Here is a 22,130-nt window from a genome sequence, read left to right as displayed (position 1 = left end):
CAAGACAAGTGCGTGGGCAGCCAGGCCCAGGGCATGGCCGCCCGCGGCTCAGCGCCTGTCGCGCCGGACCAGGCCCTTGAGGAAATTGCGCAGCAACTGGTCGCCACAGGGACGGTAGTTACTGTGGCCGGGGGCGCGGAACAGCGCGTTGAGTTCCCCCTTGGTCATCACCAGCCCGGCGTCGTCGAGGATCGCCAGCAGGTCGTGGTCGCGTAGTTCGAAGGCCACCCGCAACTTCTTCAACACCAGGTTGTTGGTCAGCGGCAGTTCCAGCGGTGGCAGCGGCCGGCTGTCGTCGCGGCCGCGGCGGTGGATGATCAGGCCGTCGAGAAAGCGCGCCAGCACTTCGTCCGGGCACTCGCGGTAGCCGGGTTCGTCCTCGCGGGCCAGCAGCGCGGCGACTTCGGCCTCGTCCAGCGCCAATCCGGCCAGGCCGGCGATGGCGGCGACCTCGCGGTCGGCGATGTCGAGGCTGTAGCGCAGGCTGCGCAGGATGTCGTTGTTGAGCATCGGTAGTGTCCCGGTTGAAAGAAAAAGCCCCGCAAGGCGGGGCTTTCGGCGACTCAGGCCAGCTCGGCCCAGAGATCGTACTCGTCGGCGTCGGTGATGCGCACGCGCACCTTGTCGCCCGGCTTCACGTCGAAGGTATCGATGTAGACGGCGCCGTCGATCTCCGGGGCGTCGGCCCAGGAGCGGCCCACGGCGCCTTCGGCGTCCACTTCGTCGATCAGCACTTCGATTTCCTTGCCCACCTTCAGTTGCAGGCGCGCGGCGGAAATCGCCTGCTGGTGCGCCATGAAGCGCTCCCAGCGCTCCTGCTTGACGTCATCGGGCACCGGCTCCAGGCCCAGGTCGTTGGCCGGGGCGCCTTCCACCGGGGAGTACTGGAAGCAGCCGACACGGTCGAGCTGGGCCTCGGTCAGCCAGTCGAGCAGGTACTGGAAGTCTTCCTCGGTCTCGCCGGGGAAGCCGACGATGAAGGTCGAGCGGATGGTCAGCTCGGGGCAGAGCTCGCGCCACTTCTTGATGCGCGCCAGGGTCTTGTCCTCGAAGGCCGGGCGCTTCATGGACTTGAGCACTTTCGGGCTGGCGTGCTGGAAGGGGATGTCCAGGTAGGGCAGCAGCTTGCCCTGGGCCATCAGCGGGATCACGTCGTCGACGTTGGGGTAGGGGTAGACGTAGTGCAGGCGCACCCACACGCCCATGCTCGACAGCGCTTCGCACAGCTCCAGCATGCGCGTCTTCACCGGCTGGCCGTCCCAGAAGTCCAGCTTGTACTTCAGGTCCACGCCGTAGGCGCTGGTGTCCTGGGAGATCACCAGCAGTTCCTTGACGCCGGCCTTGACCAGGCGCTGGGCCTCGCTGAGCACGTCGCCCACCGGGCGGCTGACCAGCTTGCCGCGCATCGACGGGATGATGCAGAAGCTGCAGCTGTGGTTGCAGCCCTCGGAAATCTTCAGGTAGGCGTAGTGGCGCGGGGTGAGCTTGATGCCCTGCGGCGGCACCAGGTCGATCAGCGGGTTGTGCTCGGCCTTGGGCGGCACCACCTCGTGCACGGCGCTGACCACCTGCTCGTACTGCTGCGGACCGGTGACCGCCAGCACGCTGGGGTGCACGTCACGGATGCTGTCCTCGGCCACGCCCATGCAGCCGGTGACGATGACCTTGCCGTTCTCGGCGATGGCCTCGCCGATGGCGTCCAGGGATTCGGCCTTGGCGCTGTCGATGAAGCCGCAGGTGTTCACCACAACGACGTCGGCGTCCTCGTAGGTGGGCACGATCTCGTAGCCCTCCATGCGCAGCTGGGTGAGGATGCGTTCGGAGTCGACCGTTGCCTTGGGGCAACCGAGGCTGACGAAACCGACTTTGGGCGTTGCGGTGGACATGGGCGGCTAACCTCTAAGGGCGCGCTGGCGGCGCCTCTGATCAAAAAGTGCGCAATTCTAGCGGCGTCCCACGCGCTTGACCAGCCTCCGTGAGACAAGCTGCCGCAGCGGCCGGCGAAAGCGCCGGCAGGCACAGGGTAAGGGCGGCAAACACCTTCTATAGTCACTCAGGTCAAGCTTTCGCGGCTCTTGCATCGCCGGGCCCGTCGGCGCAGGATGCGCCGAATTTTTCCTAGAGGAATTTTGTTACATGTCCAACGCCAGCGCTGGAACCGCGGAGCAGCAGGAAAACCATTCAAGCTCCGCCCTGGGCATGATGGTGGCCGCGGTGGGCGTCTGCTACGGCGACATCGGCACCAGCCCGCTGTACACGCTCAAGGAAGTCTTCGTCGGCGGCTACGGCGTGCAGGTGGGGCACGACGCCATCCTCGGCATCCTCTCGCTGATCTTCTGGTCGCTGGTCTGGGTGGTCTCGATCAAGTACGTGATCTTCGTCCTGCGCGCCGACAACCAGGGCGAGGGCGGGGTGATGGCGCTGACCGCGCTGGCGCGCCGCGCCGCCCACGACTATCCGCGGCTGAGCTCGGTACTGGTGGTGCTGGGCCTGTTCGGCGCCTCGCTGTTCTATGGCGACAGCATGATCACCCCGGCGATCTCGGTGCTCTCGGCGATCGAGGGCCTGGAGATCGCCTTCGACGGCCTGGAGCACTGGGTGGTGCCGCTGGCGCTGATCGTGCTGGTCGGCCTGTTCCTCATCCAGCGCCATGGCACGGCGCGCATCGGCATCCTGTTCGGCCCGGTGATGGTGATCTGGTTCGTGGTGCTGGGCGCGCTCGGCCTGTACGGCATCTACCAGCACCCGGTGGTGCTGAACGCGATGAACCCCTACTGGGCGGCGAACTTCTTCATCGTCCACCCGGGCATCGGCGTGGCCATCCTCGGCGCCACCGTGCTGGCGCTGACCGGCGCCGAGGCGTTGTACGCGGACATGGGCCACTTCGGCCGCAAGCCGATTTCCCGCGCCTGGTTCGCCCTGGTACTGCCGGGCCTGGTGCTGAACTACTTCGGCCAGGGCGCGATGATCCTCTACAACCCGGAAGCCGCGCGCAACCCCTTCTACCTGCTGGCGCCGTCCTGGGCGCTGCTGCCGATGGTGGCGCTGTCCACCGTGGCTACGGTGATCGCCTCCCAGGCGGTGATTTCCGGGGCCTTCTCGCTGACCCGCCAGGCCATCCAGCTGGGCTTCGTGCCGCGCATGTTCGTGCAGCACACCTCCAGCCAGGAGCAGGGGCAGGTCTACATCGCCGGGGTGAACTGGGCGCTGATGGTCGGCGTGGTGCTGCTGGTGCTGGGCTTCGAGTCGTCCGCGGCGCTGGCCTCGGCCTACGGCGTGGCGGTGACCGGGACCATGCTGGTGACCACCCTGCTGATGGGCGTGGTGCTCTGGCTGCACTGGAAGTGGCCGCTGTGGCTGGCCATTCCGTTCTTCTGCATGATGCTGCTGGTGGACGTGCTGTTCTTCTCGGCCAACCTGCCGAAGGTGGTGCAGGGCGGCGCCTTCCCGGTGGTGGCCGGTATCGCCCTGTTCATCCTGATGACCACCTGGAAGCGCGGCCGCCAGCTGCTGGTGGAGCGCCTGGACGAAGGCTCGCTGCCGCTGCCGCTGTTCATCGCCAGCATCCGCTCGCAGCCGCCGCACCGCGTGCAGGGCACCGCCGTGTTCCTCACCGCGCGCTCCGACGCCGTGCCCCACGCGCTGTTGCACAACCTGCTGCACAACCAGGTGCTGCACGAGCAGGTGGTGCTGCTCACGGTGGTCAACGAAGACAGCCCGCGGGTCGCCACCGACCGCCGCTTCGAGGTGGACGCCTATGGCGAGGGCTTCTTCCGCGTGCTGCTGCACTTCGGCTTCATGGAGGACCCGGACATCCCGGCGGCGCTGAAGTACTGCCACCTCAACGAGCTGGACTTCAGCCCCATGCGCACTACCTACTTCCTCAGCCGCGAGACGGTCATCCCGTCCCGGCGCATCGGCATGGCGCGCTGGCGCGAGGGGCTGTTCGCCTTCCTGCTGAAGAACGCCAACGGCAACCTGCGCTACTTCAACCTGCCGCTGAACCGGGTGATCGAGCTGGGGACGCAGGTGGAGATCTGACCGGCTTTATCGGGAAGACGAAGCGCGCCTGAGGGCGCGCTTTTTCGTTTCTGGGGGCCTCGCCAATCGACCGTGCATGGGATCGGCCGATCGCGGACGGAGTCCGCTCCTACGGTTCCAGGATGCATGGCTTTTCGTAGGATGGTGTTGAGCAAAGCGATACCCATCACCGCAACCACATGGGTTTCGCAGGCTCAACCCATCCTACGGGGCTCCGTCCGCGATTCGCGCGCAGGTACGGGATGGCGCGGTTACTCCGGCCGCGCCTCGCCGGCGCCGGGCAGCATGCGCACCAGGGTGTTGTCGCGGCTGATGAAGTGGTGGAACAGCGCGGCGACGGCGTGCAGGCCGATCAGGAAGTAGCCGATGTTGCCGACGGTCTCGTGGACTGCCTTGACCTGCTTGGCCAGGTCCGGGTTCTCCGCCACCAGCGGCGGCAGTTGCAGGCCCCAGAAGGGGATCGGCTTGCCGGCGGCGCTGAGGATGGTCCAGCCGGCCAGCGGCAGGCCGATCATCATCGCGTAGAGCGCCACGTGCACGGTCTTGGCCAGCAGCATCTGCCAGGCCGGCGGGGCGGGCACGATCGGCGGGGTGGGGTAGATGAAACGGCCGATCAGGCGCAGCCAGACCAGGCAGAACACGCTCAGGCCGAGCATGAAGTGCCACTGGCTTAGCAGGGCGCGGGTGTCGCTGCCCTTGGGGTAGTTGCTCTTGAGTTCGATACAGGCGTAGACGCCGGCGATCAGCACCAGCATCAGCCAGTGCAGGGCGATGGACAGGCTGCCGTAGCGGCGCGGGTAGGGGGGCTGGCTCATGGAAACTCCTTCTCTTCAGGCTGTCCCGCTCGTGGCGGCGGGTCGGGGCAGCTTGCGTCCGCAGCCTGAAGCCCGGCTGAAGACGCAGCCAATGCCTGAAGTGTAAGCCAGCCTTCGGCTCAGGACTCGTTCGGCGGCACCTGGCGCGCGCGGATGGCGTTCACCAGGCGCTTGGCCAGGGCCGGGTAGTTCTCGTCGAAGTGATGGCCGCCGGGCAGTTCGAGGTTCTCGCCGATGGCCTGGGGCTGGGTGCAGCCGCTCTCGTCCTTCTCGTCGATGCCGTACACGCAGAGCACCTTGGGCCCGGGCATGCGCGCCAGTTCCGGGCCGGTGGCGGCTTCCTGGCCGGCCTTGCCCAGCCAGCCCTGCACTTCGATCTCGAAGCTCCCGCTGCGCGCCAGGGCCAGCAGCAGCACGGCGCTGACCTGCTGCTTGTCGGCCTCGGGCAGGCGGTTGTAGATGGCCGGCAGCACGTCGGCGCCGAAGGAGTAGCCGGCCAGCACGAAGTGGGTGGCGCCCCATTTCTCGCGGTAGTGCTGCATCAGCAGGGCGAGGTCGGCGGCGCTCTGCTCGGGGCTCTTGTGCTCCCAGAAGTAGCGCAGCGCGTCGATGCCCACCACCGGGTAGCCCAGCTCGGCCATCTGCCCGGCGACGTCGCGGTCCAGGTCGCGCCAGCCGCCGTCGCCGGAATAGAACAGGGTGACGGTGGGCGACGGCTTGGCGGCCGGCACCTCGACCACCGGGAAGTCGTCGCCGCTGCCCTGGATCAGGCGCTTGAGCTGGTCGTCGAGGACCACCGGCAGGCTGTCGTAGTAGTTGGCGATGACGGTCTCGGCGTTCTGCTGGGTGCGGGCGAAGCGCGCGGTCCCGTCGTCCGGGTTGTCGTTCCAGGCCGCGGTCCAGTGGCCGTGGGGCGCGCTCTGCGGCAGCTTGGGCGCGGCGCAGTCGGGCTTGTCGAGGGCGAAGCCGACCGACAGGGCCTTGGCCTTGTCGCTGTTCTGCCCGGCCAGCCAGCGCCAGGCCCAGGCGCCGCCCTGGTGCACGCCGGCGACCAGGGTGGGCTGGGCGTCGAGCAGGTTCAGCGCGGCCTGCACGCGGTGCTGCTGGGCCACGCAGTCGTTGTCCGGGAAGAGGAACTGCACCACCCGCGCGCCGTTGTCGCGGGCCAGGGCCAGCAGCTGGGCGTCGTCCAGCTTGTTGTCCTGGGGCACCGCCAGCAGCACGGTGGCAGTTGGATGGCGGGCGGGAATGGCCAGGCTCACCGGGCTGCCGTCGGGCAGCTTGCCGTGCTCCAGGCGCGCCTGGGACAGCGGGTGGAACCACAGCGCCACGGCTGCGGCGGCAGCGGCGATTATCAGCAGCAGGACGATGGCCAACAGGCGCCAGCGACGTTTCGACATATCAGCGTTTCACCAGTCCGGACAGGCCGCCCGCGATCAGGGCGGCGGTATCGGCCAGCGCCACCAGCGGATCCAGTCCGGCGGGCACGGCCAGGTAGCGGGGTTCCCAGTCGGGCTGGAACTTGTCCTTGAAGCGACGCAGCCCCTGGAAGTTGTAGAACTGTTCGCCGCGGTGGAACACCAGCGCGCCCAGGCGCTGGGCCAGCGGCGCGCCGCGGCGCGGCTGCAGCCCCGAGAGCGGCACCATGCCGAGGCTGAAGCGGGCGTAGCCGTGCTCCTTGTAGTGCAGGATCAGGCCGAGCATGAGGAATTCCATGGTCATCTTCGGCGCGTCCGGCACCACGCGCATCAGGTCCAGGCTGGCCAGCCCGTGGCTGGCGGTTTCCAGCAGGTTGACGAAGGCCACCGCGCGGCCCTGGTGGCGCACCACGGCGACGCGGAAGTAGCGCAGGTACTCGGGGGTGAAGCGGCCCAGGGAGAAGCCCTTCTCGCGGGTGGCCTTGCCGCCCAGCCAGGCGTCGGAAATCGCCCGCAGCTCGTCCAGCGGCGCCTGCCCGGCCTCGTGGAACTCGATGGCCAGGCCGTCGCGCTGGCCGCGGTTCCAGGTGTAGCGCAGGTCCTTCATGTCCTTGCCCTTGGCTTCCAGGTCGAAGCGCTGCAGGTCCACGCGCGCTTCCTCGCCGAGCTTGAGGGCGGTCAGGCCGATGTCCATGTAGAACGGCAGGTTCTCCGCGCGCACCTGGTAGAACACCGGGCGCGCGTGGTGCAGGTCGCAGAGGTCGCGGAACTGCCAGATCAGCTCGGCGCGGGCCTGGGTCGGGCCGATGGGGTCGTACAGCGCCACCAGGCTGCGGCCGCGGCGGGCGTACATGAGGAAGGCGTCCTGGCTCGGGTGGAACAGCAGGGCCTTGTCGCCGGACAGCGCCAGGCCGCCGTCGGGCTGCTCGGAGCGGGCGAGGATGGCGGCGGCGCGGTCCAGTTCCTCGGGCGTTGGCTCGTGGATCGCTGGCGGCGAGGTGCGCAGCAGCCAGGTCAGGCCCACTGCGGCCAGCAGCAGGCAGCTGCCCAGCAGGGCGCGTAGGCCGCGCGGGGCGTCGGCATCGAGGGCGAACTGCCACCACAGCTCGTGGCTGTAGGGCACGTCCTGGTAGGCGAAGAGGAACAGCCAGATGGAGCTGGCCAGTACGCAGCCGGCGGCGGCCAGGTACAGCGGCGAGAAGGGCACTGCCATCAGCCGGCTGCGGCGGTAGAAGGAGCGGCGGAAGATCGCCAGGAGCAGGGCGGTGACGCCGAGGATCGATGCTTCCTCCCAGTCCACGCCCTTGAGCAGCGACAGCACCGCGCCGCTGAGCAGCAGCACCAGGGTGATCGCCCAGGCCGCCGACAGGCGCCGGCGCAGGCCCTGGGCCAGCAGCAGGCAGAGCACGCCGATCAGGCTGGCGGCGAAGTGCGAAGCGTCCACCAGGCGGTGCGGGACCAGGAAGTCCAGCTCCTCCAGGCGGGTGTCGATGGACGGGGTGGCGCCGGAAAACAGCAGGACGATGCCGGAAATGAACACCAGCACCGCCAGCACCGGCGCGGCCAGGCCGGAGGCCACGCGCATGGCCTGGCGCGCCAGGAGCATGCGCCGCGCCTCGACCACCAGCAGCAGCAGGCAGGCCAGCAGCAGCGGCAGCACCACATAGATGAGGCGGTACATCAGCAGCGCGGCGGCCAGCGGCGCGGCGCCGATCTGCCCGGAGAAGGCCGCCAGCAGGATCGCCTCGAACACCCCGACGCCGCCGGGCACGTGGCTGAGCACGCCGGCGGCCAGGGCGATCATGTAGACCAGCAGGAAGGCGCCGAACGGCGGCGCCTCGGGCAGCAGCAGGTAGAGCACGGTGGCGGCGGCGGCCACGTCCAGCGCGGTGATCAGCAGTTGCAGCAGCGACAGGCGCAGGCCCGGCAGGCGCACCGAGCGGCGGCCGATGCGGATCAGCTGGCTGTCCGGCGACGGCTGTTCCGCCTCGCGGCGCCGCTCCATGCCGATCACCAGCAGCACGCAGAAGGCCAGGATGGCTACCGCCAGGACCGCTACCAGCCACTGCGGCAGGCGTAGCGCCAGGGCCGCGTCGGGCAGGTCGCTGAGCGCGGCCATGGCCGCCAGCACCGGCAGCGCGCAGCCCAGGGACAGGCTGGCGAACAGCGTCATGCGCGCCACTTCCATGGCGTTCAGCCCGGCGCGGGCATACAGGCGGTAGCGCACCGAGCCGCCGGAGAGCATCGACAGGCCCACCGCGTTGCCGATGGCGAAGGCGCTGAAGCCGCCGGTGAGCAGCGTCGGCAGCGGCAGCTTCACCCCGGCGAAGCGGGTGGCCGACCATTCGTAGCCGAGCAGGCAGACGAAGCCGGCCACGGTGGCGGCCAGGGCGCCGAGCAGGGCGTTGCCGGGGATGTCCAGCAGGGCGTCGTGCAGGGAATAGGGATCGATGTCGCGCAGCAGGTGGTAGCAGGCCACCAGCGCCAGGGCGAACAGCAACAGGGTGACGCCGACGCCGATGGCCTGGCGGTGGGCGCCGAGCCGTTCGATCAGGCGGGGGCGGGAAGGGGCGCTGGCAGTTTCCGGAGTCTCAGGCGCGGTGGAGTCGACGCGCATCGGGCACCTCAATGGCTGTTGCGCGACAGGTGGGGGCACCCGCGCGAATTCCCAAGTCCATGGGAACAAATGACTGCAATTATGGGGGCCGCGGCCTGGATCAGGCTCGGTCTTTTTCCGCTGTAACGAAAAAAGCCACTCCGCAGAGTGGCTTTTTTCTATGTTGGTTGCGGGAGCTGGATTTGAACCAACGACCTTCGGGTTATGAGCCCGACGAGCTACCAGACTGCTCCATCCCGCGCCGGCCATTCTACTCGGGATGAGCACCCTGTCAATCGATTTCTGCTTTCCGATCAATTATTTAAATTGAGCGCAAACGAAAAAGGCCACTCCGAAGAGTGGCCTTTTTCTTGTGTCTGGTTGCGGGAGCTGGATTTGAACCAACGACCTTCGGGTTATGAGCCCGACGAGCTACCAGACTGCTCCATCCCGCGGCGGCCATTCTACTCAGGACGGCTACCCTGTCAACCGTTTTTTCAGAAAAACTGGTTTTTCTTCAGATGCTTAGCGAAGCGGGGCCGCAGCGGGCGGGCGGCGCAGGCGTTCGCGCCGTTTTGCATTACCATGGATGCCTTCAGCTAATGCGCAGGAACGGACGGGGCATCTCCTCCGAGTTCCGGCGCTATCCCCTCCGAGCAGGTTCCGCGTTGAGTTCCCGGCAGCGAAAGATCATCCACATCGATTGCGATTGCTTCTACGCCGCCATCGAGATGCGCGACGACCCGAGCCTTGCGGGCAAGCCGCTGGCCGTGGGCGGCTCGCCGGACAAGCGCGGGGTGGTCGCCACCTGCAACTACGAGGCACGCGTCTACGGCCTGCACTCGGCCATGGCCATGCGCACCGCGGTGAAGCTGTGCCCGGACCTGACCATCGTGCGCCCGCGCATGGACGTCTATAAAGGCGTGTCGCGGGAAATCCACGGGATCTTCCGCGACTACACCGACCTCATCGAGCCGCTGTCCCTGGACGAGGCCTACCTCGACGTCAGCGACTGCCAGCAGTTTTCCGGCAGCGCCACGCTGATCGCCCAGGACATCCGCCGGCGCGTCTGGTCGTCGCTGGGCATCACGGTGTCCGCCGGGGTGGCGCCGAACAAGTTCCTGGCCAAGATCGCCAGCGACTGGCGCAAGCCCAACGGGCAGTTCGTCATCACCCCGGATCAGGTCGAGGATTTCGTCGCCGCGCTGCCGGTGAAGAAGCTCCACGGCGTGGGCAAGGTCACCGCCGAGAAGCTGGCGCGCCTGGGCGTACAGGACTGCCGGCAACTGCGCGACTGGTCGCGCCTGGCGCTGGTGCGCGAGTTCGGCGGTTTCGGCGAGCGCCTGTGGAACCTCGCCCGCGGCATCGACGAGCGCCCGGTGCAGGTGGATAGCCGGCGCCAGTCGATCAGCGTGGAGAACACCTTCGACCGCGACCTGCCCGACGTCGACGCCTGCCTGGCCGAGCTGCCCGGCCTGCTCGACGAACTGCAGCGGCGCATGCAGCGCCTGGACGCCAGCTACCGGCCGGGCAAGCCCTTCGTCAAGCTGAAGTTCCACGACTTCACCCAGACCACCCTGGAGCAGGCCAACGCCAGCCGCGACCTGGACAGCTACCGGCTGCTGCTGGCCCAGGCCTTCCAGCGTGGCGAGCGGCCGGTGCGGCTGATCGGCGTGGGCGTGCGCCTGGAAGACCTGCGTGGCAGGGCCGAGCAACTCAGCCTGTTCTGAGAACCTGCCTACGATCTGCTGCGCGTCGGCATAACTGCGTCAACGGGTTCTGAGCGTTGCCGGCGTTGGGTAAAAGCCCGATCATGCGCAGCGCGTAGCCAGGGCCCCGAGCATGCGAATCCACGTCACCTTCACCGACCGCGTCGGCATCACCCAGGAAGTCCTGGCGCTGCTGGGTGCGCGCAACCTGAACCTGGACGCGGTGGAGATGGTGCCGCCGAACGTCTATATAGATGCCCCCGAGCTGCGCCAGGAAGTGCTCCACGAACTGCACGGCGCGCTGCTGCGGGTGCGCGGCGTGCTCTCGGTGCAGATCGTCGACATGCTCCCCGGCCAGCGCCGCAGCCTGCACCTGGACGCGCTGCTGGCGGCCATGGGCGACCCGGTTCTGGCGGTGGACGCCCAGGCCCGGGTGCTGCTGGCCAATCCGCGGCTCATCGACCTGTGCGGCCGCCAGCCGGCCGGCGAGTCGCTGTCCACCCTGTTCGACGAACCGGGCCTGGCCGAGCACCTGGTGGAGAAGGGCTTCCGCCTGCCGATGCACGAGGTCAGCCTCGGTGGCCAGCCGCTGCTGCTGGACGCCACGCCGATCCGCGGCACCGGAGATGCGCTGGACGGCGGCCTGCTGACGCTCTACCCGCCGAGCCGCATCGGCGAACGTCTGTCGCTGCTGCACCACGACCACGCCGAGGGCCTGCAGGGCCTGATCGGCCGTTCCGCTCCGTTGATGCAACTCAAGGCGCGGGTGCGCAAGGTCGCCGGGCTGGACGCGCCGCTGCTGATCCAGGGCGAGACCGGCACCGGCAAGGAACTGGTGGCGCGCGCCTGCCATGCCCTGAGCGCACGCCGCGAGGAACCCTTCCTGGCGCTGAACTGCGCGGCGCTGCCGGAAAGCCTGGCCGAGAGCGAGCTGTTCGGCTATGCCTCCGGCGCCTTCACCGGCGCCCAGCGCGGCGGCAAGCCGGGCCTGCTGGAGCTGGCCGACCGCGGCACGGTGTTCCTCGACGAAGTGGGCGAGATGTCGCCCTACCTGCAGGCCAAGCTGCTGCGCTTCCTCAGCGACGGCTGCTTCCGCCGCATCGGCGGCGAGCGCGAGGTGCGGGTGAACGTGCGGGTGCTCTGCGCCACCCACCGCAACCTGGCGAAGATGGTCGGCGAGGGCAGCTTCCGCGAAGACCTCTACTACCGCCTCAACGTGCTCAACCTGCAGGTGCCGCCGCTGCGCGAGCGCGGCCAGGACATCCTGCTGCTGGCCGAGCACTTCCTGCGCCTGGCCTGCACGCAGATCCAGCGCCCGCCCTGCCGCCTGGCGCCGGAAACCCACCCGCTGCTGCTGGGCAACCGCTGGGCCGGCAACGTGCGCCAGTTGCAGAACAAGATCTTCCGCGCCGCGGCCATCGGCGAGGGCGAGGTGATCGGCGTCGAGGACCTGGAAGTGGCCGGCACCGAGCTGGACACCCGCCAGGCCGCCGACGAGGAGGTCACCAGCCTGGAGGAAGCCGTGCAGCAGTTCGAGAAGTCGCTGCTGCAACGGCTCTACGCGGCCTACCCCTCGACGCGCCAGCTGGCCGCGCGGCTGCGCACCTCGCACACCGCCATCGGCCAGCGCCTGCGCAAGTACGGGATCGGCGAGCGCTGAGAGTGGAACGATTTCGCTCCGGTGGAGCGTTTTCGTTCCATTTGGCGGCGGCCGCGCCAGCCGGGGCCCTGATGCGCTAAAGGCCAGGAGACTGGTTGGTTTTTGTGGAATGATTTCGTTCCAAAGGCTGGATCGTACCTGGCGGTTATATTAATCAACTAATTGATTTATAAGTGTTTTGTTGGTTTTGGCATCACCCTTGCTCTCGTGCCGGGAAAAATCGCGAGCCACCCGACGGCTCGATTCGAGACCAAGAGGACGACCCATGACCACCCTGCGCTTCACACCCGACCATGAATGGCTGCGCCTCGAAGCTTCCGGCGAAGTGACCGTCGGCGTCACCGACTATGCCCAGGAGGCCCTGGGCGACGTGGTCTACGTCCAGCTGCCGGAGCTCGGCCGCCATGAGCAGGGCGCCGAAGTGGCGGTGCTGGAGTCGGTGAAGGCCGCCAGCAACATCGTCATGCCGCTGGCCGGCGAGGTCACCGAGGTCAACCCCGCGCTGGTCGACGGCCCGGAGCTGGTCAACCAGGCGCCGCTGGCCGACGGCTGGTTCTTCCGCATCCGCCTGGATGACGCCGCCGCCCTCGACACCCTGATGGACCAGGCCGGCTACGAAGCCTACCTGTCCGCCCGCGCCTGAACCGGGGAGCCCGCATGAGCAAGGTCCAACTGAGCACCCGCAACGAATTCATCGCCCGCCACATCGGCCCGCGCGAGGCCGACACCCAGGCCATGCTCGAGCTGGTCGGCTACGCCAGCCTCGACGCCCTGACCGACAGCGTCATCCCCAACAGCATCAAGGGCACCAGCGTGCTCGACGGCAGCGCGGGGCAGGGCGAGGCCCAGGCCCTGGCCGACCTGCGCGCCATCGCCGCGCAGAACCAGTTGCTGCGCAACCACATCGGCCAAGGCTACTACCCCTGCCACACCCCGGCGCCGATCCTGCGCAACCTCCTGGAAAACCCGGCCTGGTACACCGCCTACACGCCCTACCAGCCGGAAATCTCCCAGGGCCGCCTGGAAGCGCTGCTGAACTTCCAGACGCTGATCGGCGACCTCACCGGCATGCAGATCGCCAACGCCTCGCTGCTGGACGAAGCCACCGCCGCCGCCGAGGCCATGACCTTCTGCAAGCGCCTGTCGAAGAACAAGGCCGCCCAGGCCTTCTTCGCCTCCGCGCACTGCCACCCGCAGACCCTCGACGTGCTGCGCACCCGCGCCGAGCCGCTGGGCATCGAAGTGGTGGTCGGCGACGAAGCCGCGCTGCAGGACTTTTCCGCCTACTTCGGCGTGCTGCTGCAATACCCGGCCAGCACCGGCGCGGTCATCGACTACCGCGAGCTGATCGAGCGCGCCCACGCCGCCGGCACCCTGGTGGGCGTAGCCGCCGACCTGCTGGCGCTGACCCTGCTCACCCCGCCGGGCGAATTCGGCGCCGACGTGGTCCTGGGCAGCGCCCAGCGCTTCGGCGTGCCGCTGGGCTTCGGCGGCCCGCACGCGGCCTACTTCGCCACCCGCGACGCCTTCAAGCGTGACATGCCCGGCCGCCTGGTCGGCATCTCCATCGACCGCTTCGGCAACCCGGCGCTGCGCCTGGCCATGCAGACCCGCGAGCAGCACATCCGCCGCGAGAAGGCCACCAGCAACATCTGCACCGCCCAGGTGCTGCTGGCCAACATCGCCAGCATGTACGCGGTCTACCATGGCCCGCAGGGCCTGAGCGACATCGCCCGGCGCGTGCACCGGCTGACCGCCATCCTCGCCGCCGGCCTGGCGCAGCTGGGCCACAAGGTCGAGCAGGAATACTTCTTCGACACCCTGAGCGTCGCCACCGCGCGCCCGGCCGCCGAAGTCCACGCCGCCGCCCAGGCCGCCGGCCTCAACCTGCGGGTGATCGACGACGGCCGCGTCGGCGTCTCACTCGACGAGACCTGCGAGCAGGCCGCCGTCGAAGCCCTGTGGGCGGTGTTCGCCGCCGGCCAGGCGCTGCCGGACTTCGCCGCCCTGGCCGCCAGTGTCGGCGACCAGCTGCCGCAAGCGCTGCTGCGCACCTCGGCCTTCCTGCGCCACGAAGTGTTCAACCGCTACCACTCGGAAACCGAGCTGATGCGCTACCTGCGCAAGCTGGCCGACAAGGACCTGGCGCTGGACCGCAGCATGATCCCGCTGGGCTCCTGCACCATGAAGCTGAACGCCGCCAGCGAGATGATCCCGATCACCTGGGCCGAGTTCGGCAACCTGCATCCCTTCGCCCCGGCCGAGCAGGCCGCAGGCTACCGGGCCATGACCGCGGAACTGGAGGCCATGCTCTGCGCCGCCACCGGCTACGACGCCGTGTCGCTGCAGCCCAACGCCGGCTCCCAGGGCGAGTACGCCGGCCTGCTGGCCATCCGCGCCTACCACGCCAGCCGTGGCGAAGGGCACCGCGACATCTGCCTGATCCCGTCCTCGGCCCACGGCACCAACCCGGCCACCGCCCAGATGGCCGGCCTGCGCGTGGTGGTCACCGCCTGCGACGCGCGCGGCAACGTCGACCTGGCCGACCTCAAGGCCAAGGCCGAGGAACACCGCGAGCGCCTGGCGGCGATCATGATCACCTACCCGTCGACCCACGGCGTGTTCGAGGAAGCGGTGCGCGACATCTGCGCCATCGTCCACGACAACGGCGGCCAGGTGTACATCGACGGCGCCAACATGAACGCCATGGTCGGCCTGTGCGCACCGGGCAGGTTCGGCGGCGACGTCTCGCACCTGAACCTGCACAAGACCTTCTGCATCCCCCACGGCGGCGGCGGCCCGGGCGTCGGCCCGATCGGCGTGAAGGCGCACCTGGCGCCCTTCCTGCCCGGTCACGGCGAGCAGCTGGAGCGCAAGCAGGGCGCGGTCAGCGCGGCGCCCTTCGGCAGCGCCAGCATCCTGCCGATCACCTGGATGTACATCCGCATGATGGGCGGCGCCGGTCTCAAGCGCGCGTCCCAGGCGGCCATCCTCGGCGCCAACTACATCGCCCGCCGCCTGGAAGAGCACTACCCGGTGCTCTATACCGGTGAGAACGGCCTGGTGGCCCACGAGTGCATCCTCGACCTGCGCCCGCTCAAGGAAACCAGCGGGATCAACGTCGACGACGTGGCCAAGCGCCTGATCGACTTCGGCTTCCACGCCCCGACCATGTCCTTCCCGGTGGCCGGCACGCTGATGGTGGAGCCCACCGAGAGCGAGTCGAAAGAGGAGCTGGACCGCTTCTGCGACGCCATGATCCGCATCCGCGAGGAAATCCGCGCGGTGGAACGCGGCGAGCTGGACAAGGACGACAACCCGCTGAAGAACGCCCCGCACACCGCGGCGGAGCTGGTCGGCGAGTGGTCGCACCCCTACAGCCGCGAGCAGGCGGTGTACCCGCTGGCGAGCCTGGTGGACGGCAAGTACTGGCCGCCGGTGGGCCGTGTGGACAACGTCTACGGCGACCGCAACCTGGCCTGCTCCTGCCCGTCGATCGCCGACTACCAGGACGCGTGAACCCTTAAGTCCCTGTGCCCGCTCCTGCGGGCGCCGTGGCCGCGGTGGGCGCCGGATGCGCCGGCGCGGCCTTTTTTTCGCCAAGGAGACGCCATGAGCCTCGCCAAGACGCCGCTGTACGACCTGCACCTGGAACTGGGTGCGAAGATGGTTCCCTTCGCCGGCTACGAGATGCCGGTGCAATATCCGCTGGGCGTGCTCAAGGAGCACCTGCACACCCGCGCCCGGGCCGGCCTGTTCGACGTGTCGCACATGGGCCAGCTGCGCCTGCGCGGCGCCGACGCCGCGGCTGCGCTGGAAAGCCTGGTGCCGGTGGACATCCTCGACCTGCCGCTTGGCCAGCAGCGCTACACGCTGTTCACCAACGCCGAGGGCGGCATCCTCGACGACCTGATGGTGGCCAACGCCGGCGACCACCTGTTCCTGGTGGTCAACGCCGCCTGCAAGGACCAGGACCTGGCGCACCTGCGCCAACACATCGGCGCGCGCTGCGAGATCGAGTCGCTGTTCGACAGCCACGCCCTGCTGGCCCTGCAAGGCCCGGCCGCGGTCGAGGTGCTGGCGCGCTTCGCCCCGGCGGTGAAGGACCTGACCTTCATGCAGGTGGCGAGCGTCGAGCTGCTGGGCGCGCAATGCAACGTCAGCCGCTCCGGCTACACCGGCGAGGACGGCTACGAGATTTCCGTGCCCGTGGCCCAGGCCGAAGCCCTGGCCCGCGCGCTGCTGGCCGAGGAAGAAGTGCAGCCGATCGGCCTTGGCGCGCGCGACTCGCTGCGCCTGGAAGCCGGCCTGTGCCTGTATGGCCACGACATGGACAGCGCCACCACCCCGGTGGAAGCGAGCCTGGGCTGGGCCATCTCCAAGGTGCGCCGCGCCGATGGCGAGCGCGCCGGTGGCTTCCCCGGCGCCGAGCGCATCTTCGCCCAGCAGCGCGAAGGCGTGCCGAGCAAGCGCGTCGGCCTGCTGCCGCAGGAGCGCGTGCCGGTGCGTGAAGGGGCGGAGATCGTCGATGCGCAAGGCGCGGTGATCGGCAAGGTCAGCAGCGGCGGCTTCGGCCCGAGCCTGGGCGCGCCGGTGGCCATGGGCTACGTGGCCAGCGCCCATGCGGCGCTGGACAGCGAAGTCTTCGCCATGGTGCGCGGCAAGCGCGTGCCGATGAAGGTGGCGCGCACGCCGTTCGTGCCGCAGCGGTATTACCGCGGCTGAAGAGCATCACGGACGGAGTCCTACGCTGCTGGTGGTTTTCGTAGGAGCGAGCTTGCTCGCGAACGAGGCTTCCGGGGACTTCGGCGCCAGGCCTGAGAGCACCCTCTCCCTAACCCTCTCCCTGAAGGGAGAGGGGACCGTTCGGTGTGTTCGGGCAGTTTGGAGTCAGCCGGCAGCACCGTTGGTTTCCGACTGGAGCCATACCCTCTCTCGGCACGGACAAAGCCCCCTCTCCCTTCAGGGAGAGGGCTGGGGAGAGGGCGCGGAGTCAATCCAAAGCATCAAAGCCAAGAATGAGCCTCGTTCGCGAGCAAGAACTAGGCGTCCCCCTCGATCCTACGAAGAGCCGCTGGGCGCCTCAATCCTCCGGCCACATCCGCAGCACGCGGCTGTCGGCCGAGAGCAGGCGCAGTTCGCCCTTGTCTGTTATTTCCCAGCGCTGCACTTCGCCCAGCGCCTGGAAGAACCGCTGCTCCTGCTCCATCAGCGCCGGCGCGCACATCCTTCGGGTGCTGCCGGGTTGGCCGAAGCTCAGGGTTTCGCCGTCCAGCTGGTAGCTGGCGAACCAGTGGTTGCAGCCGGCGTTGCCGAAGGCGCGGCCCTGGCCGTCGAAGGTCAGGCTGACGTGGCTGCGGCCCACCAGCGGGCGCTTGCCGATCCATTCCACGCGGTAGGCCTGGTCGCTTTCGGGTTCCGTCGGGTGCTGGGCGCAGCCGGCCAGCAGCAGGGCGCCAAGCAGGGTCGTCAGCGTCTTGTTCATGGGTTCCCCCAGGCCTGGCAGGCGGGGCAGAGGTGGCGGTCGCCGTCCACCGTCCAGCCCAGTTCGGCGATGCGCGCGATGGCGGCGGGGGCATGGGCGGGCTTGCCGAGGCTGGCGTCGACGGCGAACTCGAAGTCCAGCATGGTCCCGCAGCCGTCGCACTTGACCTGCCAGTTGAGGATCGACAGTTCCTTGAACACCGGGCCCTTGGCCACCGCGGTCCATTGCCCCGGCGGGTTGATCAGGTGGCGCACCTTGTCCACCGTCAGCGTCATGCTCAGGTCGCGGCTGCCCTTGAGGCTGACCAGCAGGGTGTCGCCGTTCTGGATCGAGCCACCGTTGCCGGTGACCTGGTAGAGGCCCGGCCCGAGCGCGCGGCATTCGTTCAGCGTGTGTTGTGGGTTGAGCAGGTTGTAGCGGAAATCGTGTTGAGCCATGGGTCCTCCGAAAGTCCGCCCATAGTAGGGGAAGTGGCCCGGACTCGCGACCGTGGCGGCGTGGCCACGGCCCCGGGGCTCAGGGGGCGACGAGGTTGACAGGGGCACCTTGGCGCCAGGCGCCGATGTTGTCCAGCGTAGTCCCGGCGATGGCCGCCAGCGCCTCGCGGGTGAGGAAGGCCTGGTGCGCGGTGATGATCACGTTGGGAAAGGTCAGCAGGCGCGCCAGCACGTCGTCCTGCAGCGGCAGGTCGGAGCGGTCGGCGAAGAAGATTTCCGCTTCCTCCTCGTAGACGTCCAGCCCCAGGTAGCCCAGTTGGCCGCTCTTGAGCGCCTCGATCAGCGCCGGGGTGTCCACCAGGGCGCCGCGGCCGGTGTTGATCAGCATGGCGCCGCGCTTCATGCGCTGCAGGCTGTCGGCGTTGACCAGGTGGCGGGTGGCGTCGTTGAGCGGGCAGTGCAGGCTGATGATGTCGGACTCGGCCAGCAGTTGGTCAAGGCCGACGAAACGCCCGCCGAGGGCCTCGATGGCCGGGTTGGGGTAGGGATCGTAGGCCAGCACCTGGCAGCCGAAGCCACGCATGATCTGCGCGAACACCTGGCCGATCTGGCCGCTACCGACCACGCCGACGGTCTTGCCGTGCAGGTCGAAGCCGGTCAGGCCGTGCAGCGAGAAGTCGCCTTCGCGGGTGCGGTTGTAGGCGCGGTGCAGGTGCCGGCACAGGGCCAGGACCAGCCCCACGGCGTGCTCGGCCACCGCGTGCGGCGAGTAGGCCGGCACCCGCACCACGGTCAGGCCCAGGGCGTGGGCGGCGGCCAGGTCGACGTGGTTGTAGCCGGCCGAGCGCAGGGCGATCAGCCGCGTGCCGCCGGCCGCCAGTTGCTCCAGCACCGGCCGCGAGAGGTCGTCGTTGACGAACGGGCAGACCACCTCGAAGCCCATGGCCAGGGCGGCGGTGTCCGGGCGCAGCGGGCTCTGCTGGAAATGCAGTTCGAAGCCGTGCCCGGGGTTGGCGGCGAGGAAGCTCTCGCGGTCGTAGTTCTGGCTGCTGAACAGGATGATGCGCATGGCCGGCCTCAATGGGTGTCGTGGGGCGTGCGCTGCCCGGTGTGGCTTTCGGTGGCGCGGGTCAGTTCGCCGATGGCGTGGTCCAGGTCCTCCAGCGCGGCGCCGGCCTGCGGGTCGTTCTGCTTGAGCAGGGTTTCCGCGCGCTGGCAGGCGCCGCGCAGTTGCGGCACGCCGCAGTAGCGGGTGGCGCCGTGCAGGCGGTGCACGCGCTCGATCAGGGTGGCGCGGTCGTTGCGCTCGCGGGCCAGGCGGATGGCCTGGCGATCGGCGGCCAGGGAGGCGAGCAGCATGGCCAGCATGTCGGCGGCCAGGTCGGCCTTGCCGGCGGCCAGGCGCAGGCCTTCCTCGGGGTCGAGCACGGCCAGGCCGTCGGCGGCGAAGCGCGCGCCCTGGGCCGCCACGCCGCGGCCGGCCAGGGCCAGGCCGGTCCACTTGAGCACCACCTGGGCCAGTTGGCGCTCGTCGATGGGCTTGGTCAGGTAGTCGTCCATGCCGCCCTGCAGCAGGGCGCGCTTCTCGTTGGCCAGGGCGTGGGCGGTGAGGGCGACTATGGGCACCGGGCTGACCTCGCGCTGGGCTTCCCAGTGGCGGATCGCCTCGGTGGCCTGGCGGCCGTCCATGCCGGGCATCTGCACGTCCATGAAGACCAGGTCGAAGCGCTCGCGCTGCACCGCTTCCACCGCGGCCAGGCCGTTGTCCACCGCGGTGACTTCCGCGCCCAGGTCGCAAAGCAGCGTCTGCACCAGCAGCAGGTTGGCCGGGTTGTCGTCGACACACAGCAGGTGCGGCACCTGGCGCTCGGCCCGCGGCGAGGGCTTGTCCTGGCGCGCCGGGCGCAGGTGCAGGAGCTGGTCGAGGGCGTGCTGCAGCTTGCGCGTGCAGGCCGGTTTGCTCTGCACCTGACCCTCGGGCAGCACGGCGTTGTACTGCGACTGGTCGACGGTGGGGCAGAGCACCAGGGTCTTGCAGCCCTTGAACTCGAAGTCGCGGATGGTCTGGCGCAGCACGTCCGGCTGGCTGTCGGCGAGGTTGACGCCGAGCACCGCCAGCCCGATCGGCGCGCTGCCGGCGTCGGCGGGCTTGTCCAGGGCCGCGCGCAGGGCGTCGAGGTCCTCGAACTCGTGCACTTCCAGGCCGCAGTCCTCCAGCTGGTGGTGCAGCGCGGCGCGGGTCAGCTCATGGGGTTCGCAGAGCGCCACGTGGTGGCCGCTGGGCGGCGCCGGCAGGTTGTCGTCGCTGTCCTCGCGGGCCTTGGGCAGGCTCAGGCTGATCCAGAATTCCGAGCCCTCGCCGGAGCTGCTGTCCACGCCTATCTCGCCGCCCATCTGCTCGATCAGGCGCTTGGAGATCACCAGCCCCAGGCCGGTGCCGCCGGCCTGCCGCGACAGCGAGTTGTCGGCCTGGCTGAAGGCCTGGAACAGCGCGCGCAGGTCGGCGTTGGTCAGGCCGATGCCGGTGTCGCGCACGCTGATGCGCAGTTGCGCGCGCTCGTCGTTCTCGTCCTCGAGCATGGCGCGCACGGCGATGGTGCCTTCGTGGGTGAACTTGATGGCGTTGCTCACCAGGTTGGTCAGCACCTGCTTCAGGCGCAGCGGGTCGCCCACCAGGTTCAGCGGGGTGTCGCGGTAGATCAGGCTGACCAGCTCCAGGCGCTTCTCGTGGGCGGCCGGGGCGAGGATGGTGAGGGTGTCCTGGACCAGCTCGCGGAGGTTGAACGGGATGTTCTCGAGGATCAGCTTGCCGGCCTCGATCTTGGAGAAGTCGAGGATCTCGCTGATGATCCCCAGCAGGCTCTCGGCGGACTTCTGGATGGTGCCCAGGTAGTCCTGCTGGCGCACGGTCAGGTCGCTTTTCTGCAGCAGGTTGGTGAAGCCGATGATGCCGTTGAGCGGGGTGCGGATCTCGTGGCTCATGTTGGCCAGGAACTCGGACTTGATGCGGCTGGCCTCCAGGGCCTCCTTGCGCGCCAGGTCCAGCTCGATGTTCTGGATCTCGATGGTCTCCAGGTTCTGCCGCACGTCCTCGGTGGCCTGGTCGATGTTGTGCTGCATCTCTTCCTGGGCGCTCTGCAGCGCCTCGGCCATGCGGTTGATGCCCGCGGCCAGCTCGTCCAGCTCGTGGCTGCCCAGGGCCGGCAGGCGGGTTTCCAGGCGGCCTTCCTTGAGCTGCGCGACGCCCTGGGCGATCTGCCCCAGGGGCGCGCTGATGGCGCGGCTCATGCGCAGGGAGAGCAGGGCGGTGACCACCAGCCCGGTGACGATCAGCAGCAGGCTGGTGAACAGGCTGCGGTAGCCGCGCAGCAGGGTGCCGTGGTGCGAGAGTTCCAGCTCGACCCAGCCGAGCAGGCGGTTGGCGTCTTCTTCCGGGGTGCTGGACAGGCTGCGGTGGCGGCCCAGCACCGGCAGCAGGAAGTGCGTGGTGTCCAGGCTGCTGACCAGGCTCAGGTGGCTGCCGTCGCCGCTGGGCATGGGGGTGAGGATGCTCGGCCCGGCATGCACCAGGCGCACGCGCTCGGGATTGAGGAAGGTCACCGCGCGCACGTCGGGCTGGTCCAGGGCCTCGTTGGCGATCCGCTCCAGCAGCGGCAGGTCGCCATGGTCCAGCGCGGAGGCCGACAGCGGAGCGAGCTGTTCGGCGATCAGTTGGCCGCGCTCGATCAGTTGCACGCGCATGTCCGACAGCTGCACCCAGGTGAAGTAGCCGCCCAGCACCAGCGTCAGCAGGCTGGTGGGCAGCAGGGTGAGCAGCAGCACCCGCCCCTTGATGCCGAGATCCTTGAACACGCGCGTCCTCCCAAACGGTTTCGGGGCAGTTTAGCGGGTCGCCGGGCGGGAATCCCGAACATTGACCGCCGGACGGCTGCGCTTGCCCTGGGCAGGCGCTGTCATGAATACTTGTCG

At 68.9% G+C, this 22,130-nt stretch carries 15 protein-coding genes and 2 tRNA genes; 6 read left to right on the top strand and 11 right to left on the bottom strand.

Features of this window, described 5'->3' with window-relative positions; all coding sequences use genetic code 11:
• Positions 1-48: 48 nt before the first annotated feature.
• A complete protein-coding gene (locus tag RN02_RS25405; RefSeq protein ID WP_043271136.1) occupies positions 49-510 on the bottom strand; it encodes a DUF1456 family protein in 462 nt (153 codons plus the stop codon).
• 53 nt (positions 511-563) lie between these two features.
• On the bottom strand, positions 564-1,886 hold the full coding sequence (gene rimO, locus RN02_RS25400) for a 30S ribosomal protein S12 methylthiotransferase RimO (protein ID WP_009616861.1): 1,323 nt from the start codon (positions 1,884-1,886) through the stop codon (positions 564-566).
• Between the two features lie 250 nt (positions 1,887-2,136).
• Here rimO and RN02_RS25395 point away from each other — a divergent pair, with 250 nt between their 5' ends.
• Entirely contained in the window at positions 2,137-4,041 is a 1,905-nt protein-coding gene (locus RN02_RS25395) for a potassium transporter Kup (protein WP_043317786.1), read from the top strand.
• Between the two features lie 251 nt (positions 4,042-4,292).
• Here RN02_RS25395 and RN02_RS25390 read toward each other — a convergent pair whose 3' ends face one another.
• The 5 genes from RN02_RS25390 to RN02_RS25370 all read right to left on the bottom strand — a co-directional run bounded on the left by RN02_RS25390 (position 4,293) and on the right by RN02_RS25370 (position 9,325).
• Positions 4,293-4,856: a cytochrome b gene (locus tag RN02_RS25390; RefSeq protein ID WP_043317784.1), complete on the bottom strand. Its 564-nt coding sequence runs from the start codon at positions 4,854-4,856 to the stop codon at positions 4,293-4,295.
• Positions 4,857-4,975: 119 nt separating this feature from the next.
• Entirely contained in the window at positions 4,976-6,256 is a 1,281-nt protein-coding gene (locus tag RN02_RS25385; protein ID WP_043317782.1) for a virulence factor family protein, read from the bottom strand.
• A 1-nt stretch (position 6,257) separates the two neighbouring features.
• Positions 6,258-8,891: a bifunctional lysylphosphatidylglycerol flippase/synthetase MprF gene (gene mprF / locus RN02_RS25380; RefSeq protein WP_043317780.1), complete on the bottom strand. Its 2,634-nt coding sequence runs from the start codon at positions 8,889-8,891 to the stop codon at positions 6,258-6,260.
• Positions 8,892-9,055: 164 nt separating this feature from the next.
• A tRNA-Met gene (locus RN02_RS25375) sits at positions 9,056-9,132 on the bottom strand.
• A 116-nt stretch (positions 9,133-9,248) separates the two neighbouring features.
• Positions 9,249-9,325: transfer RNA gene (locus RN02_RS25370), tRNA-Met, on the bottom strand.
• 147 nt (positions 9,326-9,472) lie between these two features.
• On the opposite strand from RN02_RS25370, the gene dinB reads away from it, so the two are divergent.
• From dinB to gcvT, 5 genes are all read left to right on the top strand, one after another.
• Positions 9,473-10,600, top strand: coding sequence for a DNA polymerase IV (dinB, locus tag RN02_RS25365; RefSeq protein WP_257784552.1), 1,128 nt, complete (start codon positions 9,473-9,475; stop codon positions 10,598-10,600).
• A 112-nt stretch (positions 10,601-10,712) separates the two neighbouring features.
• The gene (locus RN02_RS25360) at positions 10,713-12,239 is read left to right on the top strand and encodes a sigma-54-dependent transcriptional regulator (RefSeq protein ID WP_043317776.1); all 1,527 of its coding nucleotides are present in this window, start codon (positions 10,713-10,715) and stop codon (positions 12,237-12,239) included.
• Positions 12,240-12,504: 265 nt separating this feature from the next.
• Positions 12,505-12,882 (top strand): glycine cleavage system protein GcvH, encoded by a 378-nt coding sequence (gcvH, locus tag RN02_RS25355; RefSeq protein WP_009616869.1) that lies wholly within the window; start codon positions 12,505-12,507, stop codon positions 12,880-12,882.
• Positions 12,883-12,896: 14 nt separating this feature from the next.
• Complete coding sequence (gene gcvP, locus RN02_RS25350; RefSeq protein ID WP_043317774.1) at positions 12,897-15,758, top strand: aminomethyl-transferring glycine dehydrogenase; 2,862 nt, start codon at positions 12,897-12,899, stop codon at positions 15,756-15,758.
• A 93-nt stretch (positions 15,759-15,851) separates the two neighbouring features.
• Positions 15,852-16,964 (top strand): glycine cleavage system aminomethyltransferase GcvT, encoded by a 1,113-nt coding sequence (gcvT, locus tag RN02_RS25345; protein WP_043317772.1) that lies wholly within the window; start codon positions 15,852-15,854, stop codon positions 16,962-16,964.
• Positions 16,965-17,322: 358 nt separating this feature from the next.
• On the opposite strand, the gene RN02_RS25340 is transcribed toward gcvT, so the two are convergent.
• From RN02_RS25340 to RN02_RS25325, 4 genes are all read right to left on the bottom strand, one after another.
• Positions 17,323-17,724: an META domain-containing protein gene (locus RN02_RS25340; protein ID WP_009616877.1), complete on the bottom strand. Its 402-nt coding sequence runs from the start codon at positions 17,722-17,724 to the stop codon at positions 17,323-17,325.
• On the bottom strand, positions 17,721-18,161 hold the full coding sequence (locus tag RN02_RS25335; RefSeq protein ID WP_043317770.1) for a hypothetical protein: 441 nt from the start codon (positions 18,159-18,161) through the stop codon (positions 17,721-17,723). The genes RN02_RS25340 and RN02_RS25335 overlap by 4 nt, the downstream gene beginning before the upstream one ends.
• A 79-nt stretch (positions 18,162-18,240) precedes the next feature.
• A complete protein-coding gene (locus RN02_RS25330) occupies positions 18,241-19,230 on the bottom strand; it encodes a 2-hydroxyacid dehydrogenase (protein WP_043317768.1) in 990 nt (329 codons plus the stop codon).
• 8 nt (positions 19,231-19,238) lie between these two features.
• Complete coding sequence (locus RN02_RS25325; RefSeq protein ID WP_024128544.1) at positions 19,239-22,013, bottom strand: response regulator; 2,775 nt, start codon at positions 22,011-22,013, stop codon at positions 19,239-19,241.
• Between the last annotated feature and the right edge of the window lie 117 nt (positions 22,014-22,130).

The sequence above is a fragment of the Pseudomonas sp. PI1 genome, from assembly GCF_000812405.1.
GTDB lineage: Bacteria > Pseudomonadota > Gammaproteobacteria > Pseudomonadales > Pseudomonadaceae > Pseudomonas > Pseudomonas citronellolis.
Note: the sequence above shows the minus strand (reverse complement) of the source record. Positions and strands in the feature narration are given on the sequence as shown.